Here is a 16,981-nt window from a genome sequence, read left to right on the forward strand (position 1 = left end):
GATTTTTAGTTGTTACATCTCAGACTGTGCGTTAGGGAACCTGAAGCCTGTCGCGGATCACCCCGAGAATTTTGTCTTCGATCTCCGGGGTTGCGATGACGATCCCGTCGAGCTCGGCCAACATGTCTTCGACGGCTTCGTCGACGGGAGAGATGAACCCGTTTTGCTTGGTCGCAAGGGCGAAATAGCGAACTGAGCCACGTTCTCTGATCTCTCCCAGAAACAGCATTTGTTTTCCGGTTTTTGTATCCATGACAAAAACCCGGCCGTTGGGGCTTCTGCGCAACCGAGGTTCAGGCTCTACCTGCGTTGGGGAGTTGTCCATGAAATGGAAAACGAGACCATCCGGCTTCGGCGCTTCTCGCGATTGGTTCAACAGTTTGCGTGAACGGCTAAAGCCGCCGTTGCTGATTTGATCGGCAAGCCGGTGTATGGTTGTTCTGTTTTCGTTGATCAGGCGTTTCGCTGCGACATCCTCGCGCCTGGGCCCTTCTTTCTTGGAGATTATCTCAACCAACTTATTCTCTCCCTAGTTATCCTTAGTGCCGGATTTGCAGGCCGATGTTCGCTACTAAGGACGTTGCTGCCGCAAGGCAGCTTTTTGTTCCGGTCTGACACCAAATTTCAGCGCGGAAACGCAAATGAGAATTCGGTGAGACGGATAATTTTTCGGATAGGTTATGTGAGATGGTTCCGCAATGCGGTGTCAAATTGACGTATCGCTCTCCCTGTTCAACGACCGCTGACCGGCAACTGCCGCGAGTATTAAACATACTTTGCTGCAGACATCATCTTGATTGCTCTCCATTTTACTTTTAAAATATGTACGTGTCCATTATTTGTTCCAAAAAGCACTTAATTTTTTTTATTTTTTTTATTTTGGAACAAAAAGAAATATACTACTTGTGGGTTTCAGTGAAAGTATATTCATAGTCCGAGTATTATTGCCAAATTTTCTTTAGTATATTGTTTTTGAAGGATAATTTCAAAAATTGCGTTGGAGGGCAGAGCAATTCGTGTTCTGGAGCGTGCAAGTAGTGATTGAAGAAGTGTCACAAAATTTTACAGTTTTTCCGGAATCTGTTGAAATTGTTCTGAGCAGCGGCCTGCTTCGTCTAAGGCCGCCGCGCCTCCAAGATGGTGAGGCGATCTCCAAAGTGCTTTCAGACGAACGGGTATCTCGGTACCTCGCCGCATTGCCTTGTCCGCTGGATGACCGGTCGTTGCGGGATTACCTGGATTTTCTGACTGGCCCCGATCAGGTTTCAAAGGTGTTGGAATTTGATGGCAAATTCGCCGGACTGGTCTCGCTGTCCACCCAGCTGACATTCTGGGTAGCCCACAAATATTGGCGAATGGGGCTGGCAAGTAGCGCGGTGAGGTGGGTTGTCGAGCACCATCTCGGTAGCTGCGCAAGCCGACCTCTCATCGCCGAAGTTCATTCTGCAAATCAAAGCTCAATCAGTCTGCTGGAAAAGCTGGGCTTTGAAAAGACCGGCCAAATGAAACGTAGATTTTCGTTTATATCTGAGACAACGGAAGACTTCGTAATCTACGAGCTCAAGAATACTTCTGCTTGAATGGCTATTTGACGTTGACTCTGGACTTCGGACTCAAATCCGGCAACAGACTATTGCGGCAAGTCAGGGTGCTGACTGGCAGCTTTTGGCAGTAAAGTCGTAGCTTGGGCAACCTGCAGGTCTCCCTGAACATACAGAAAATCCACGTCTGATCCAAACACTCCAGCCTGTCTCAGGAGCGTGAGGGGTAGCACCTCAATCAACCGAAGGACGCCGCGCTAAACCGGATGAGGAACGAGTCGCAGGTCATGGCCCTGAACCATGCCTCAGAGGATGCTGTTTGTGACCAGCATCATTTCTACGGTTTCAACCTTGTTTGTCGTCATCACCATTCAAGACCTTCCGTCTTTCTAATCACGGCGGCGTACCTCTCAGGCGAGCCGGAGTTTGCTCATGGGAAACATTGTCTGACATAATGTTTACATTGTCAGACAAAGTGATATGGTTCGATCAGACAACGGAAAGGTCGACACCAGTCCATGGCTGAAAAAGCTTCGACAAAGAAACCCGCTCCTGAAGAACGCGATGCTGAAGGGCCTCGAGATGTGCCGCATGCACTCATCAAGCTGATCGAAGACGAGGGGCTTCAGGTCGGGGACCGGTTGCCGCCGGAACTGGAGTTGGTGCGGCGCCTCGGGTTCGGCAGGTCAACCATCCGCGAGACCCTGAAAACCTGGGAAAGCATGGGTGTTGTAAGCCGAAACAAGGGCGCGGGTACCAGGCTGATTGGCGAAATGTCCCGGAATACCCTGCGGGTCGCGCTGACGATCAAGCATGAGGCTGAAAGCCTGATCAGGATGCAGCAGGTCCGCCGGCCGCTTGAGATTGAGGCCGTTCGTCTGGCAACGCGGCTTGCGACGCCAGACCAGCGCCGCGTCATCAATGCACGTGCGGCTGAACTCATTGCTGTTTACGAGGCGGGCGAGGACTGGCGCCCCGCCGACCATCGCTTTCACAAGGCGATCCATGCGGCCACCGGAAACCCGCTCTTTGAACAAATCATCGATCAGATCCTGAAGTGCTTTCACGGCATCTACGAAACGCCCTTCGGAAAACCGCACCTGGGTCAGGATTCAATCCCGCTGCACAGGCCGCTGGCAGATGCGGTCGTTGCCGGGGACGAGGGCAGGGCGGTCGAGTTCACTGAGCGCATCATCGACATGGTCTGCGCCGAAACGCTTCAGATCGCCGAGAATTGCAATGACTGAGCGACACCCCGACGATTTTTCGATCGAGACCTTGCTCGCCTCTGTCGCTGAAGGTGCAGGTGGAGCGGTGGTTCCGCCGATCGTGCAATCGTCCCTGTTCGCGTTCGACAATTACAAGGCGTTCGAAGATCGGATGGCGGGGCGTTCGGACGATCCACTTTACAGCCGTGTTCAGAACCCGACTGTTGCCGCATTTGAGACCCTGGTTGCCAAAGCCGAGGAAGGTGAGGCGGCTGTCGGTTTTGCCTCCGGCATGGCGGCCATTTCATCCACCATTTTCGCATTTGTGAGACCGGGCGACCGAATTGCCTGCGTCGAGCATGTCTATCCGGACGCCTACAGGTTTTTCGAGCGCTTGCTGAGACCCTTGGGGATAGAGATTTCGTATCATTCGCTCGCCGAATTCGAGAATAATCCGGATCTGCTTGCAGGGGTGAAGCTCGCCTATCTTGAGAGCCCGAACACGGTCGTGTTTCAGGCGATGGATTTGCCGAGAGTGGCTGCCCACGCCAAGCGTCACGGCACACTCACGGTTATCGACAATTCCTGGGCCACACCAGTCTTTCAGCGTCCGCTCACTCTTGGGATCGACATCGTTCTTCACTCGGCCTCGAAGTATCTGTCGGGGCATTCCGATACGGTCGCCGGAGTTGTTGTTTCCACCGGGGATCTGATTTACCGGATCCGCGATCTGTCACTTTCATTGCTCGGCGGCAAGCTTGCACCGTTCGAAGCATTTTTGTTGACCCGTGGCCTGCGGACACTCGGTGCACGCATGCGGCAGCATCACGCGACAGCAGACCGCTTCGTGGACAACCTTTCCAGGCACCCGCTTGTCACGAAAGTACTGTCTCCCGGGCCCAATACGGTTCCTGGGCTGACCGGGCGGTCCGGGCTGCTCTCCGTCGAATTGGATGAGAGTGTCAGCATCCCGGACTTCGCAGATGGATTGAAGCTGTTCCGGCTCGGGGTGAGTTGGGGTGGTTTCGAGAGCCTCCTTCTGCCGACGCAAATCGCACTCAACCAGTCCGGCGAAGAGAACTCGCTGCAGCGGTTCGGCGTTTCGGGCCGGATCGTCCGGTTGAGCCTCGGATTGGAAGATCCCATCGACCTTTGGGCTGACTTTGATGCGGCTCTCAATCTAAGCGCCAAACGAAAATAAGGCGTGCCAAACAACTGAACTCAAAAGAGGTGGAGATATGAAAAGACTGTTCGGCGCACTCAGTGCGTTAGCTGTTCTGGCGGCAACGTCCGCTCATGCTGAAACATTGAAGCTGGTGGAAGTGATCACCAGTCCGGAACGTACGGAAGTCCTGCAGGGACTGGTTGATGAATTCGAAGCGGCGAACCCCGGTACGGAAGTGGAAATCGTCTCTTTGCCCTGGGGGCAGGCGTTCGAAAAATTCGCGACCATGGTTGCCGGTGGTGACATTCCCGACATTGTTGAAATGCCTGATCGCTGGGCAGGCATCTACAAGGACAGGTTGGTCGATCTGAACGACAAGATTGCCGGTTGGGAGCACGGCAACACGCTGACCCAGAAGACCATCGATATGGGCCGGCAGACCGACGGCAAGACCGTGCGGATGATCCCGTACGGCTTCTATCTGCGCGCCCTGTTCTACAACAAGAAGCTGCTTGAGGAAGCCGGTGTCGAAGGACCGCCCAAGACCATGGAAGAATTCATGGCGGCGTCCAAGGCGGTCTCCGAACTCGACGGCAAATACGGCTATTGCCTGCGAGGCGGTCCGGGCGGTCTTAACGGCTGGATCATGATGGCGGCGACGATGAATGGCGACAACACCTTCTTCGACGAGAACGGCAAGAGCACACTTAACCAACCGGGTTCGGTCGAGGGCATCCAGTTCCTGATCGACCTCTACCAGAACGGTTACGCGCCGAAGGACGCGGTGAGCTGGGGCTTCAACGAGATCGTTGCCGGTTTCTATTCCGGTACCTGTGCGTTCCTTGATCAGGATCCGGATGCGCTGATCGCCGTGGCCGAACGCATGGATGCAGAGGATTTCGCGGTCGTTCCGATGCCTGTCGGTCCAGGTGGCAAGGCGTTTCCGACCATCGGCTTTGCCGGATGGGCGATGTTCGACACCACGAAGGACGAAGACCTTTCCTGGAAACTGATCGCGCATCTTTCCGCTCCGGAAGCCAACAAGACCTGGGCGAAGCGTGTCGGTGTCATTCCGATCCACGAAGGGGCGGAACAGGACCCGCACTTCAAGACGGAGCAGTTCGCCGGCTGGTTCGAAACGCTGAATGGCGAGCAGTATATTCCAACTGTCATGCCGACTTATCTGGAACAATTCGGCTATTTCGCAGATTCCATCGCACTGGAAACCAGCCAGGAAGCCCTGCTTGGTCAGCTCAGTGCACAGGAAGTTGCCGACCAGTGGGCTGAATTCCTGACTGAGGAATACGGCCGTTGGAAAGAAGCTCAATGACAGCTGAGGCTGACAACGCGCCCGGATCTCACCGGGCGCGCGGTTCCTATTACTTCCGCTATATGGTGGAGCCCTATCTCTACCTGTCGCCGGCAGTGATCGTGATCGCGCTTGTGATGCTGGTTCCGCTGGCCATAGGCATTTCCTATGCCTTTCAGGCGGTCAATCTGCTCCGGCCGTTCGAGACCGGATGGGTCGGGTTCGAGAATTTCCACGCATTGTGGAGCGACAGAAAGTTCTGGCTGGCCCTGACCAACACATTCTGGTGGACGCTTGGCTCCATCGTCTTCCAGTTTTTTCTGGGTCTTGGGTTGGCACTCTTGCTGAACACCCGTTTCTACGGCAAGCGGCTTGTCCAGGCGCTGGTGTTCCTGCCCTGGGCAGTCCCGACATTTTTGTCTGCTCTTACCTGGGCGTGGCTGTTCAATCCGACAATCGGTCCGTTGCCGCATTGGCTGGCAGCGCTCGGCATTCTGTCTGAGCCGTTCAACATTCTCGGTGATCCCAATCTGGCCATGTGGGGTCCGATTACTGCGAATGTCTGGTTCGGTATCCCGTTTTTTGCCATCACACTTCTGGCAGCCCTGCAATCGATACCCGGCGAACTTTATGAAGCCGCTGAAATAGACGGCGCGTCCACCTGGCAGAAATTCACCAAGATTACCCTGCCGTTTCTCGCGCCGATGATTGCCATTACCGTAATGCTGCGCACGATCTGGATCGCAAACTTCGCGGACTTGATCTTCGTGATGACGGGCGGCGGACCGGCAAATTCAACGCAGATCCTGTCCACATACATCTTCACGACCGCGTTCAGAAAGCTTGATTTCGGCTACGCTTCCGCCATCGCAGTTGCATTGCTTGGTCTGTTGCTGATCTACGCAGCCGTCCTGCTCGTTCTCCGCCGCAAGCTCGTCAAGATCTGAGGTTCACCATGAATGCTCTGCGTCAGACATCGCCATGGGTGGTAACCGGAAAATACCTTGCTCTGGCATTTTACATCGCTTTTGCGCTCTTTCCGCTCTATTGGCTCACCAAGATTGCGGTCACGCCCGACAAGCTTATTTTCAGCGAAGGTACGGCGCTTGTGCCGAGCAGGTTCACACTTGAAAACTTTCAGACGGTTCTGTTGCAGACGGATTTCCTTGCCTATTTCCGCAACAGCCTGATCGTTTCGCTGGGGACCGCCGCGATCACGACGATGATAGCCGCGGCGGCAGGCTATGCTTTTTCCAGATTCGATTTTCGCGGGAAGCGTCTGATCATCGCACTTATGCTGATCACACAGATGTTTCCGCTGCTGATGATCATTGCACCGATCTACAAGATCGTCGCAACGCTCGGGCTGCTCAACTCCCTGACGAGCCTCATCATCGTTTACACGGCCTTCAATATCCCGTTCGCAACCTTCCTGATGCAATCTTTCTTTGACGGCATTCCGAAGGAACTGGAGGATGCGGGAATGATCGATGGCTGCACGCGGTTCGAAGCCTTGCGAAAGATCGTCCTGCCGCTGACGCTTCCTGGGCTCGGCGCGACACTCGGCTTCATCTTTACCGCGGCCTGGAGTGAACTCCTGTTCGCCCTGATGCTGATCAACTCTAACGACGCAATGACATTCCCCGTGGGGCTGTTGACCTTTGTGTCCAAGTTCTCCGTGGATTGGGGGCAGATGATGGCCGCGGGTGTGCTCGCTCTTGTGCCGTCGTGTCTCTTCTTCATCTTTATCCAACGATACCTGGTTCAGGGCCTGACATCAGGAGCTGTGAAGGGCTGAGCCCCAGGGAGGACGATGTGGCACGTATCGAACTGAATAATGTCGCCAAATCCTATGGTTCCGTCGAGGTTCTCAGGGACATTAATCTGTCAGTCGAGGACGGAGAGTTCATCGTTCTGGTCGGACCGTCCGGCTGCGGGAAGTCGACACTCTTGCGTATGATTGCCGGGCTTGAACCGATCTCCGGGGGAGAGTTTCTGGTCGACGGCGGACGTATGAACGAAGTGCCGCCGCGCGACCGGGATATGGCGATGGTGTTCCAGTCCTACGCGCTTTATCCGCATATGGACGTTTCGCGCAACATGGGCTTCTCGCTTGAAATCCGGAAAGCGCAAAAAGAAGAACGCAGCCGGAAGGTCGCCGATGCCGCAAAGACACTCGGCCTCACGTCTCTGACCGAACGCCTTCCCAGAGCACTTTCAGGCGGCCAGCGCCAGAGGGTCGCTATGGGGCGGGCGATCGTCCGGGATCCTAGCGCGTTCCTGTTCGATGAGCCTTTGTCCAATCTTGATGCGGCGCTGCGGGTCGAAATGCGCCTGGAAATCGCGCGTCTCCACCAGCGGCTGAGCGCGACTATGATCTACGTGACACATGACCAGGTCGAAGCCCTGACGCTGGCAGATCGGATCGTTGTTCTGAATGCCGGAGATATTCAGCAGGTGGGAACACCTCTTGAACTTTACGAGCGACCTTCCAACAAGTTCGTGGCTCAATTCATCGGTTCGCCAACCATGAATATTCTCGGTGTCGATCGGGCGGAAAACGGTGTGAAGCTTAAGGACGGAACCACTCTGCAGATCGGATCTGACTCAGCGCATTGGCAGGCGCATGAGCTTGGCGTACGTCCGGAACACCTTGATATCGTCACAGAAGAGGCCGCACATATGAAAGGCGTTGCCGAACTTGTCGAGCATTTGGGATCGGACACAAATATCCACGCTAATGTGCCCGGCGTCGGCCCGGTTCTCGTGCGTCAGCACGGACATTTTCCGCTCAAGACCGGGGATGCTGTCAATATCGCTGTCGACCTCGAAAAGTCGCATCTGTTCGGGTTTGAAGGTAGACGACTGGAAATTTGAGTATCGGAAAGTTGCCTGGCAGAAGCCGGCCCGTCCCTTATTTTGAACCGCCGCCAATCATTCAAAAAACCGCAGTTATGGAGTGGTCAGCCCTCTTTGCACGCTGATATACGTTGTTCGCAGCCACTAAGTCTTCCATGGCGATCCCCATCGCTTTGTAGATCGTAATTTCGGTGTCGCTGAGCCTTAGTCGATCTGCTTTTAGCAATTCCTTGCCTATTACAAGTCCGCTCGCAGGGGCGATGCCGACCAATTCTGCACAACCAACGGGCGGCGGTTCAAAAGCACAAAGGTCCTCGACAAAAAGCCGGCCACGAGCAATCAGTTCAACAGATAGCTCTCCATTCGGCGGTGCGTAGCCAACCGACGAAACATGAGTTCCGTCTTGCACCCAGCTGGATTCGATTACCGGTTGATAGGAATGGGTTGCCAGACACACAACATCCGACTGCCTTATCGCCGCTTCCAAATCGTCTGTCGCTTCGGCGATCGAGCACATGTCGGCCAGCCGAACGGCATCCTCGTGGACTAGCGACGACACGTATATCTTTTCGAAGTCTTTGACCAACGGAAGAAGTCGCAGGTGTTCCCGTCCCTGCACGCCGGCGCCGACGACAGTGGCGACCTTTGCTTGAGCGCGAGCCAAAACCTTAACTGATACGACAGCGCTTGCAGCGGTTCGTATGCCGGTAACGTATGTACCGTCCATTACACACAAGGTATTGCCCGTGTCTTGATCGAAGAGAACAATGGTTGCGAGGTGATTTGGTAGATCAATCAGGTTGTTACCCTCGAAAACATTCACCATCTTCACCATGATGGGCCCGCCGGGAAGCCACGCTGGCATGGAAAGCATGAAACCCTTTCCCGGTATGTTGATCTCTGGTCGCGGCGGTATTTGCATTTCTCCTCTGGCGACTTGTCTGAAACCCTCGAGCAAACCACCAATCAGCTCTTTTGGTTCGGTAAATCGCTCAACGTCCGCTTCGCTGAGGATCATTACAGGCCGTTCGCCCTTACGAATTTCGGCAGCACTTTTTTGTCCTCTCATCGACTTCCCGGCTCCTGAACTGGCTATCGCAATGTCTTTTCAGCCTTCACATCATGGCGCCGTTCGGCAAATATAATTCCCACTGTCATTCATGACTGGAGATCATATGTCTCGATTTTCGATGAGTGTGCTCAGGGCGTTTGACGCCGTTGGCCGAAATAGCAGCTTCTCAAAGGCGGCGGTTGAACTGGGCATTAGTCAGTCGGCTATCAGCCGACATGTTGCATCGCTTGAGCTGGATCTGAATTGCCGTCTTCTGGAGCGAACAACGCGGCAGTGTTCACTTACGTCCGAAGGACGCACGTTGTTCCTGGAGCTTTCGGAAGGACTCCGGCAGATCGACAGTGCGATCGCAAATGCGCGGCGCCGCACGGTTGACGATGTGTTGAATGTCTCGGTTTCACCATTTCTTTCAGTAGCTTGGTTCACGCCAAGACTATTGAACTTTATTAAAGACAACCCGGACCTGGACATAAGGTTAACTCATTCGTACGAGCCGCCAATGTTTGACGAGGGAAAGATCGATGTTGGAGTGAACTGGAGCCTTGAGCCGAACCATAGTCGAACTCTCGCAGAACTTATAATATCTGGCGCCTTGGTTCCGGTCTGCAGTCCGCGATATGCGCGTGAACATCTTCCAACCTCCGATGTTCATAACCTTCTTCGTTGCAATCTGTTTCACGAATTCAAGATCAAGGATTGGTGGGATTGGTTTGCAGCCTACGGGGTGTCTAAGGAGCGCATCAAAAGCCAACAAATCAGCGACACGAGCGCTCTTCGTCAAACCGCGCTTTCCGATGGAGGTGTGTGTCTTCTCTTTGAAGCTTTGATCCAGGATGACATCTCGAGTGGCCGCTTGGTCTCACCGTTCGCCTCAACCGTTCATAGCGGTGAGGACTACTGGCTCACTTATCCGGTTGAGCACGCAAGCCGTCCCGCATTAAAACGTTTCGTCCGGTGGCTACGTGGACAGTCAACGAAAACTGCCAATATCGTCCAGCATCGCATTGAAAACAATTGATTTTGTACAGCTCGGCGGCGTGGGTTCTGGCAAGCGATATGCCGGGTTACAGCCTTATGTCGAACGCAGCAATTGAGAAACCAGAAGTCTTGCCGACGGCATCAAACGCCCTGAATACACTCATTGAAAATCGAAATATATGATCCTTAGTCATAAATGATGCGCGAATTGATATTTGTCGAATGTTGCCAGAGCGTGGAGTCTTTGAAGGTAATGCGCCGCCTAATTCAGGAGTTCTAGGTTCGATGACCCGAAGCAAGAGCCTTGCCGAAATTTGCAAGGACAAAGAACCCACCAGGATCCCGAGGGAAGTGGACGTTTAGTCGGCTTAGTGAACCAGAAGAGCTGATTAGCGGTTTGCTCGAGGGTTTCAGGCAAGTCGCAGAGGGGAACAGCAAATGGCCCCGCGACCAGAGGTCATGATACCAAAAGCATCCGATTTGCACCAGAGGGCACAATAAAATGTTCAATCAATCAGTATCTTACGGGTTTTCAGTTTGGTGATTTGATGAAGCTGAACTGGGACGACATCCGTATTTTGCTTGCGCTTGTGCGCTCTGGGTCGTTCACCCGTGCTTCGCTGGTGCTGGAAATGGACCAAAGCACCGTCGGACGGCGACTTTCATCACTTGAACGCTCTCTTGGCGCCATTCTTTTCGTTCGATCAAAATCCGGACTAATTCCTACGGATGCGGGTGAGCGTATTATCGCAGATGCTATGGAAATCGAGCGACGTACAGAGAGGATTCAACAAGCAGCGGCAGCGCGTGACAATGAACCGATTGGAGAATTATGTTTGATGGGAGATCATTGGGTTCTTCAGCATCTCGCGACACATTTTCTGCCCTCCCTGATCACTTCATACCCCAAATTGTCCGTCCGCCTGGTTTCCAAAACTGATGATGTTGCCTCCCGCACGGCGGCAACTGTGTCATTGCGATTCGAGGATCCTCCTCAATTGGGCGAGTTTGCTATCAAACTCGTAGACGTCGCATTCGCGCTTTATGCAGACAAGCGTAGCAATGAGGCTCCTGACCGATGGGTATCAATTCGAGACAGTTTTGCGTCCCGCCGTGCACCCGTCGCACTAACCGACAAGCTGCGAAAGAGGAATGAACCAGTGCTCGTTCTTGCAGATGATCCCGGACTTTTACAGGTACCCATTGAATGCGGGATCGGGAAGGGCTTGCTACCGGTTTGCATAGCTCAAGGAAACGCCGCACTACAGCGAATCGGGGACGAGAAAACAGAGCTCTTGCGAAGATTACATCTGCATGCCCATCCCGACACAGTCCAATCGCATCGGGTTCAGACTGTCATTCGACGTCTGCGCGAGGATGCCGAGGAGCTTTTCGCGGGGCAATTGGCACCTGCTTGAAGTCTTTCCTGCTTTATTGCCGGCACTCTTTCAGGTCGATCAGCCCGTACGCCTGGTCTTGATGCCGCTTCTGAGTGTGAGGAAGAGGTATTCAGGAAAAGACTGCCGTATGAGCTTACCGCAACGATTTTTCTGGTTAGAAAGGTGAAGAGTCGATAGCTGCATTTGGCAAAAATTTGCCGGAGATCTTACCGCGATTCCGGACAATCAACACGCAGATGACCAACACTGTTGCCGAGTTCAGTTTCAAGTGCGAAGCACAGCCATACTATCGCTATCCCATCCAATCCAGACCGGCTCAGAGCCGACCGAGCGACCGACATCGGCGTCTACGAAGGCTCGAAGTCTTGCGCCCTGTGCGTCTTCGACCATCAGATCGACAGACATACGGCTACCCAGAAAAGTCTTGCCGACAACGGTTCCCCTTACTGCATTTGAGTGCTCCGGGCGTTCTGTATGGAAGGCGAGTTTTTCCAGCCGGACCGATGCGGTGATGGTGTCGCCGACCTGTGGAACGTGTCCATGGGACTGGCCATTGAGTGTCTGGCCAAACCAGTCCAGCACGATCGCATCACCATCCTGGCCGCGCATTTTGCAAGTCAGAAGGTTTGTCTCCCCAATGAATTCGGCGACGAACCTGGTTGCGGGATGGAAGTAAAGCTCTTCGGGCGTGCCGTCCTGTTCGACGCGACCATGGTTCATAACCACGATCCGGTCTGACATCGTCAGGGCTTCTTCCTGATCGTGAGTCACGAAAAAGAAGGTCTTGTGAGTGCGGCGCTGAATCGCCTTGAGCTCCTGCTGAACCTGGCCGCGGAGTTTCGCATCGAGCGCTGCAAGCGGCTCGTCGAGCAACAGGAGGGCCGGATCGGGGGCAAGCGCGCGCGCCAACGCCACCCGTTGACGCTGTCCGCCCGACAGTTGACCTGGATACCGGGCTCCATAGTTTTCCAGCTCCAGAAACGACATGATTTCGTCCTGTCGGTTGCGAATGTCGGCCTTGTTCATGCCCTTCAGCTCCAGACCGAAAGAAATGTTCTGGCGCACGGTCATATGAGGAAACAGGGCATAGTCCTGGAACACCATATTCACATGACGTTTTTCCGGTGGCTGGCGTGTGACGTCCACTTCATCCAGGATGACGCGGCCCGACGTCGGGCGCTCAAAACCCCCGAGAATTCTGAGCGTCGTGGACTTGCCGCAACCGGACGGTCCCAGGAAGGTAACGAATTCACCCCGGGCGATATCAAGCGTGAGATTGTCCAAGGCGACCGTTTCACCGAATTTCTTGGTCACGCCCTCGATGCGAACAAGGGGATTTGTATCAGTCATTCCGGGACTCCTTGTTCATCCGGCGGGTGAAACGTTCGGCCCATATGCCGATTGCTGCCGTCAGGATCAGGGCGACCGTCGCAATGGCATTGATTTCTGGTGACATGCCGGATCTGAGTTTGGCAAAAATCAGAACGGGCAATGTCGGCTCGTAACCTCCCAGGAAGAACGAACGGACGAAATCGTCGAAGCTGAGCAGCAGGCAGAAGATACTTGCACCCAGGATTGCGGGAACAAGGTAGGGCAGTGTGATCCGTAAAAAGGCGATGATCGGGTCGGCGCCAAGGTCACGCGCTGCTTCAATCTGGCTCTTCGGCAAAGTAGACAACCGGGCCATGACCACCAGGGCTACAAAGGGCACGTTGTGAACTGCGTGCGCCCAGACAATAGCGCCCATTCCCGGTTCGATACCCAGCCATCTGGCATAGATCCGGAAGGCGATGGCGGAAATGATTCCTGGAACAAGTGCGGGCAGCACGGTCAGGCCGAACATCGCGGTCCGGCCCAAAAACTTCCTGCCTTCCAGGAGGACGGCAATCCATGTTCCGACGATTACGGAGATGACTGTTGCAAGGACTGCAATCACCACCGAATAGATAAAGGCTGATGGCACGGCCGCGTCGTCGAAAACACCGGTATACCAGTCGAGTGTCCACGAGCGGATCGGAAAGCCGATAAACTTGCTGTCCTTGAAGCCCATCAGGATCATCAGGACCAGCGGAACAAAGACGTAAAGAACAAAGGCCCAGTAGACGCAAGAGAGCAGGATGCGGTTACCCCGGTTCAATTCCTGTCTCCTTTTCGCAAGGAATTCATCAGCTTCTGGAAGGCACCGGTCAGGACGATCGCGGCAAGAAACATGATCGTCGCAAAGGCTGCGCCGGTCGGCCATTCATCCCCGGCAACATGGAAGAAGCCGGCAATCGTTTCGGCAAAAACGGTCGTGGAAGGACCGCCAAGCAGAACCGGGGTTGCATAAAAGCCGGTTGATATCAGGAACACCAATGTGCATCCCGACGAGATACCTTCCAGCGTGAGTGGAAGGGTGACCCGGCGAAAGCGTGTCCAGGCAGAAGCGCCAAGGTCGGCGGCTGCCTCGTTGTAGCTTTTGGGAAGTTTCTCCAGGGCGGAATAAAGCGGCAAAAGCATGTAGAGCGCCGTCAGGTAGACGATCCCGACACCCATGGAAAAGCTGGTGTACATGAACGGGATCGGCCGGTCGATCAGGCTCAGCGACTTGAGCAACTGGTTCACCGCTCCGGTGTTTCCAAGAAGGATCATGATTGCATAAGTGCGAACGATTTCGCCGACCCAGAAGGGGATCAGCAACAAGAGAAGCATCAGCATCTGGTTCTTGCGGCTGACGTGACGCGCCAAGAAATAGGCGACAGGATAGGTCAGGATCAACGTGCAGAAGGTGAAGACACCGGCGAAGGTGAGTGTCCGGAAAAACGGCTGCCAGAAAATGTAATCACCGAAAAAGCGGGCATAGTTGTCCAGGGTGAAATGCTGTTCGACCCCCGGTGCCACCGGATAGGCGTCAGTAAAACTCACCCGCAGCATCTGCAGCATGGGTCCAAGGTGCTGGGTGAGCACCCATAACAGCGGAAATGCCGCGAGAATAAGAAACTGGCGGCGTGGTGATGCAGTCGCAAGCCCGACCACCACGCGATAAGGCGTCCAGCTTGATAATGCACCCCAGAACGTCAGACGTTTTCTGTCTGCGGTGTCAGGGCCTCGGCCAGTGCGTGGAGCGACCTCATCGCTCATGCCAGTTTCCCCCAATTTGACTTGAATGCCTTGCCCGCCTCATGTGCGGGCAAGGTCTTTTCTGCTTGTCAGGGCGACGGATCAGGCTGCCTTGATGGCTTCAACGGCCGGATCGACAAGTCCGTATTTCATCTCGTTCGCCTCGGCGCGGAAGAACTGCAGGTTTTCAAGTTCGTCATCCGAGAACGAAGTCGATTTCTTTTCAAGATCCGTCAGGTAGTTCGACGCATCCTTGTAAGTGGAGATGAAGCCGGATGCCTTGGTCATCGACGCACCGATTTCCGGGGAGGCCAGGATGGCATCCAGGAACGTGTAGGCGTTGTCCGCATTAGGGGCGTTGTTGGCAATATTGTAAGTGTAGACAAAGCCGTAGGACCCTTCCTGCGGAATGGTCATGGCCAGCGGGAAGCCATCGTTGATCAGCGCCGCCGCCGGACCGTTCCAGCTGTGGCCGAGGGCGATATCCTGGTTGATGAACATCTGCTGTACTTCGGCACCGCTGTCATAGTATTTCCTCACAAGCGGTTTCTTCTCGATCAGGAACGCCTTGGCTTCCTCGACAATCGCAGCTGCTTTTTCCGGATCATCGAGATAGGCGACCATATTGCCGTCGTAACCCATCTTGAGCATGACGATCGACATCATGTCCTGGATGATATAGGCGGTCTGGCCTTTGTACTTTTCCGAAAACAGGACGTCCCAGCTTCTGGCTTCCTCGGGGGTGACGAGCTCGGTGTTGTAGGAAAGAACTTCCATGCCGGACAGGATCGGCGCACCCCACTTGTGCCCGTTGATGGTTGACCAGTCGCTTTCGGAGAACGTGGGATTGATGTTCCCCCAATTGCTGAGCCGTCCGGTGTCGAGCGGAGCAAGCAACTCGCTGTCGATGAACTGAAGGAAACGGTGACCTGCCACGGTCATGATGTCCACCGTGGGATTGGGTGCTTCGGCAGCGAGCAGGTTGAACTGCTTGCCCTGATCGTCAACCAGGCGAATATTCACCTTGATCCCGGTATCCGCCTCGAACTGTTTCTTGAAGGCCTCGGGAACAAAGTCGTTGTATGTCCAGATGTTCACTTCACCGCCTGATGCGCTCGCACGGCGAAGATAGGCTGGGCTGGCCAGAGTTGCTGCACCCACGGCAGCGGATCCAAGGAAGCGTCGGCGGTTAATGGTAAGTTTGGTCATCTTAGCGTCTCCTAGTCGGTTAAGTTTGGTCCATCCTTTTTGGTTAAGTTTGTGGCGTGGATGGTCTATGCAGCACCCCGGTACGGGACGCATGCTGCAAGTCGCAAAGGCTGAAGCTTTCCAGCTCCAACGCATGAAGAAATTCGTTCTCGAGCGCGAACTCCCGGTCATACATTGCTGAAAACAAGCTGATGCCGGATTCATGTAACGTAGCCGGCCTGTCTACCAGCTTGCCCAGAACAACGGTGACCTGAAGCCCGTAGGGAACATCCTCGGTCACGTATCGGCTGTCTGCACTCGCAGGCCCAAGGCCGCCATAACCATGCGTGTGCATCTGCTGGTTCATCTCGGAAATCGTTCCGATTGGCACGTGGAAACTCTGATGGAAGTGTTCGAAGATCGTTTTCACCTTCAGGTCCAGCGCTCTGGCGATTTCCAGTCGCTCAAGGTCGAGCTTTTCCAGCAATCGCCCCACCTTCGGAGTGACATTCAGGCCCTGGCTCCAGTCCTCTCCGTGCTCCATCCGGGTAATGTTGCAAAGGGCAATGCCAAGATGGTTTTGCGGATTGAGATTCGACAGTGTGATGGCCAAAAGGCCATCGCGCGGCATGAAGCGGTCACCGAACAAACTCTGGCACAAGGCAAGCCCGTCATCCGATGCGGCCTCGGGCACAGTGCACAGATCAACCCGATTGCGAATGGTGTTGACGCGTACCTTGGTTTCTTCCTGACGGCGGCCGGAGACAATTGTCGTGCCCCACGCCGTGACAGGTACGCTCACGCCGCGAGCCGCTAAAGCCTGCGTCAGGTAGACCGCACCGAAGGATGCGTGAGACGAGATGATGACGTGCTGACCCTCGCGAATATGGGGTGCCAGCGCATCCATGACGTTCTTGTGTCCGGTTGCCGGCAGGGCGATGATCAGCGCATCGCTTGTTTCGACCAGTTCCTGTGCCGAATGGGCAATGGCAGGTTCAAACTCTTCTTCAATTACCCCGTGAGCCTGCAAAGGTTTGGTTTCGAATGCGGTCGTGCTCTTTCCCGATGGCGACCAGAGTGTTGGGAGGTGCTTGTTCCTGTGCAAAAGCGCTGCCGTACCGCATGCGATTGAGCCAGCCCCTGCTATGCCTATGCGCATCGG

General features: G+C 54.6%; 16 protein-coding genes. 9 read left to right on the forward strand and 7 right to left on the reverse strand.

Annotation, left to right across the window (positions count from 1 at the left end; translation table 11 throughout):
• Nucleotides 1-31 precede the first annotated feature (31 nt).
• Nucleotides 32-517 carry a hypothetical protein gene (locus Q0915_RS01605; protein WP_299472651.1) on the reverse strand — a complete coding sequence of 162 codons (486 nt, stop codon included), beginning with the start codon at nucleotides 515-517 and terminating at the stop codon, nucleotides 32-34.
• Between the two features lie 520 nt (nucleotides 518-1,037).
• Here Q0915_RS01605 and Q0915_RS01610 point away from each other — a divergent pair.
• From Q0915_RS01610 to ugpC, 7 genes are all read left to right on the forward strand, one after another.
• Nucleotides 1,038-1,580, forward strand: coding sequence for a GNAT family N-acetyltransferase (locus Q0915_RS01610; RefSeq protein ID WP_299472652.1), 543 nt, complete (start codon nucleotides 1,038-1,040; stop codon nucleotides 1,578-1,580).
• Between the two features lie 479 nt (nucleotides 1,581-2,059).
• A complete protein-coding gene (locus Q0915_RS01615; protein ID WP_299472653.1) occupies nucleotides 2,060-2,788 on the forward strand; it encodes an FCD domain-containing protein in 729 nt (242 codons plus the stop codon).
• On the forward strand, nucleotides 2,781-3,950 hold the full coding sequence (locus tag Q0915_RS01620) for a PLP-dependent transferase (RefSeq protein WP_299472654.1): 1,170 nt from the start codon (nucleotides 2,781-2,783) through the stop codon (nucleotides 3,948-3,950). The genes Q0915_RS01615 and Q0915_RS01620 overlap by 8 nt, the downstream gene beginning before the upstream one ends.
• A gap of 37 nt (nucleotides 3,951-3,987) precedes the next feature.
• Nucleotides 3,988-5,244, forward strand: coding sequence for a sugar ABC transporter substrate-binding protein (locus Q0915_RS01625; RefSeq protein WP_299472655.1), 1,257 nt, complete (start codon nucleotides 3,988-3,990; stop codon nucleotides 5,242-5,244).
• A gap of 62 nt (nucleotides 5,245-5,306) precedes the next feature.
• Entirely contained in the window at nucleotides 5,307-6,170 is an 864-nt protein-coding gene (locus tag Q0915_RS01630) for a sugar ABC transporter permease (protein WP_299474638.1), read from the forward strand.
• 8 nt (nucleotides 6,171-6,178) lie between these two features.
• The gene (locus Q0915_RS01635; protein WP_299472656.1) at nucleotides 6,179-7,021 is read left to right on the forward strand and encodes a carbohydrate ABC transporter permease; all 843 of its coding nucleotides are present in this window, start codon (nucleotides 6,179-6,181) and stop codon (nucleotides 7,019-7,021) included.
• A 17-nt stretch (nucleotides 7,022-7,038) separates the two neighbouring features.
• Nucleotides 7,039-8,100, forward strand: coding sequence for a sn-glycerol-3-phosphate ABC transporter ATP-binding protein UgpC (gene ugpC / locus Q0915_RS01640; protein ID WP_299472657.1), 1,062 nt, complete (start codon nucleotides 7,039-7,041; stop codon nucleotides 8,098-8,100).
• A 61-nt stretch (nucleotides 8,101-8,161) separates the two neighbouring features.
• Here the strand turns inward: ugpC and Q0915_RS01645 are convergent, their stop codons facing one another.
• Entirely contained in the window at nucleotides 8,162-9,151 is a 990-nt protein-coding gene (locus Q0915_RS01645; RefSeq protein WP_299472658.1) for an ornithine cyclodeaminase family protein, read from the reverse strand.
• 106 nt (nucleotides 9,152-9,257) lie between these two features.
• On the opposite strand from Q0915_RS01645, the gene Q0915_RS01650 reads away from it, so the two are divergent.
• Nucleotides 9,258-10,172: a LysR substrate-binding domain-containing protein gene (locus tag Q0915_RS01650; protein ID WP_299472659.1), complete on the forward strand. Its 915-nt coding sequence runs from the start codon at nucleotides 9,258-9,260 to the stop codon at nucleotides 10,170-10,172.
• A 508-nt stretch (nucleotides 10,173-10,680) separates the two neighbouring features.
• On the forward strand, nucleotides 10,681-11,550 hold the full coding sequence (locus Q0915_RS01655) for a LysR family transcriptional regulator (protein WP_299472660.1): 870 nt from the start codon (nucleotides 10,681-10,683) through the stop codon (nucleotides 11,548-11,550).
• A gap of 246 nt (nucleotides 11,551-11,796) precedes the next feature.
• Here Q0915_RS01655 and Q0915_RS01660 read toward each other — a convergent pair whose 3' ends face one another.
• From Q0915_RS01660 to Q0915_RS01680, 5 genes are all read right to left on the reverse strand, one after another.
• Nucleotides 11,797-12,882, reverse strand: a complete 1,086-nt coding sequence (locus Q0915_RS01660; protein ID WP_299472661.1) for an ABC transporter ATP-binding protein — start codon at nucleotides 12,880-12,882, stop codon at nucleotides 11,797-11,799.
• Complete coding sequence (locus Q0915_RS01665) at nucleotides 12,875-13,669, reverse strand: ABC transporter permease (RefSeq protein ID WP_299472662.1); 795 nt, start codon at nucleotides 13,667-13,669, stop codon at nucleotides 12,875-12,877. Before Q0915_RS01665 ends, Q0915_RS01660 begins: the two co-directional genes overlap by 8 nt.
• Nucleotides 13,666-14,652 (reverse strand): ABC transporter permease, encoded by a 987-nt coding sequence (locus Q0915_RS01670; protein ID WP_299472663.1) that lies wholly within the window; start codon nucleotides 14,650-14,652, stop codon nucleotides 13,666-13,668. Before Q0915_RS01670 ends, Q0915_RS01665 begins: the two co-directional genes overlap by 4 nt.
• An 81-nt stretch (nucleotides 14,653-14,733) precedes the next feature.
• Nucleotides 14,734-15,840, reverse strand: coding sequence for an extracellular solute-binding protein (locus Q0915_RS01675; protein ID WP_299472664.1), 1,107 nt, complete (start codon nucleotides 15,838-15,840; stop codon nucleotides 14,734-14,736).
• Between the two features lie 43 nt (nucleotides 15,841-15,883).
• Entirely contained in the window at nucleotides 15,884-16,978 is a 1,095-nt protein-coding gene (locus Q0915_RS01680) for an NAD/NADP octopine/nopaline dehydrogenase family protein (protein WP_299474641.1), read from the reverse strand.
• Nucleotides 16,979-16,981: the final 3 nt, after the last annotated feature.

Origin of the sequence: uncultured Roseibium sp., assembly GCF_947494555.1 — a bacterium.
In the GTDB taxonomy this organism is placed as follows: Bacteria; Pseudomonadota; Alphaproteobacteria; order Rhizobiales; family Stappiaceae; genus Roseibium.

Bases quoted from the DNA above. Each gene is read 5' to 3' on its own strand.
- Q0915_RS01650 (WP_299472659.1), top strand. From the start codon at position 9,258: ATGTCTCGATTTTCGATGAGTGTGCTCAGGGCGTTTGACGCCGTTGGC.
- Q0915_RS01680 (WP_299474641.1), bottom strand. From the start codon at position 16,978: ATGCGCATAGGCATAGCAGGGGCTGGCTCAATCGCATGCGGTACGGCA.
- Q0915_RS01630 (WP_299474638.1), top strand. From the start codon at position 5,307: ATGGTGGAGCCCTATCTCTACCTGTCGCCGGCAGTGATCGTGATCGCG.
- Q0915_RS01670 (WP_299472663.1), bottom strand. From the start codon at position 14,652: ATGAGCGATGAGGTCGCTCCACGCACTGGCCGAGGCCCTGACACCGCA.
- Q0915_RS01645 (WP_299472658.1), bottom strand. From the start codon at position 9,151: ATGAGAGGACAAAAAAGTGCTGCCGAAATTCGTAAGGGCGAACGGCCT.
- Q0915_RS01635 (WP_299472656.1), top strand. From the start codon at position 6,179: ATGAATGCTCTGCGTCAGACATCGCCATGGGTGGTAACCGGAAAATAC.
- Q0915_RS01615 (WP_299472653.1), top strand. From the start codon at position 2,060: ATGGCTGAAAAAGCTTCGACAAAGAAACCCGCTCCTGAAGAACGCGAT.
- Q0915_RS01620 (WP_299472654.1), top strand. From the start codon at position 2,781: ATGACTGAGCGACACCCCGACGATTTTTCGATCGAGACCTTGCTCGCC.
- Q0915_RS01625 (WP_299472655.1), top strand. From the start codon at position 3,988: ATGAAAAGACTGTTCGGCGCACTCAGTGCGTTAGCTGTTCTGGCGGCA.
- Q0915_RS01655 (WP_299472660.1), top strand. From the start codon at position 10,681: ATGAAGCTGAACTGGGACGACATCCGTATTTTGCTTGCGCTTGTGCGC.
- Q0915_RS01660 (WP_299472661.1), bottom strand. From the start codon at position 12,882: ATGACTGATACAAATCCCCTTGTTCGCATCGAGGGCGTGACCAAGAAA.
- Q0915_RS01675 (WP_299472664.1), bottom strand. From the start codon at position 15,840: ATGACCAAACTTACCATTAACCGCCGACGCTTCCTTGGATCCGCTGCC.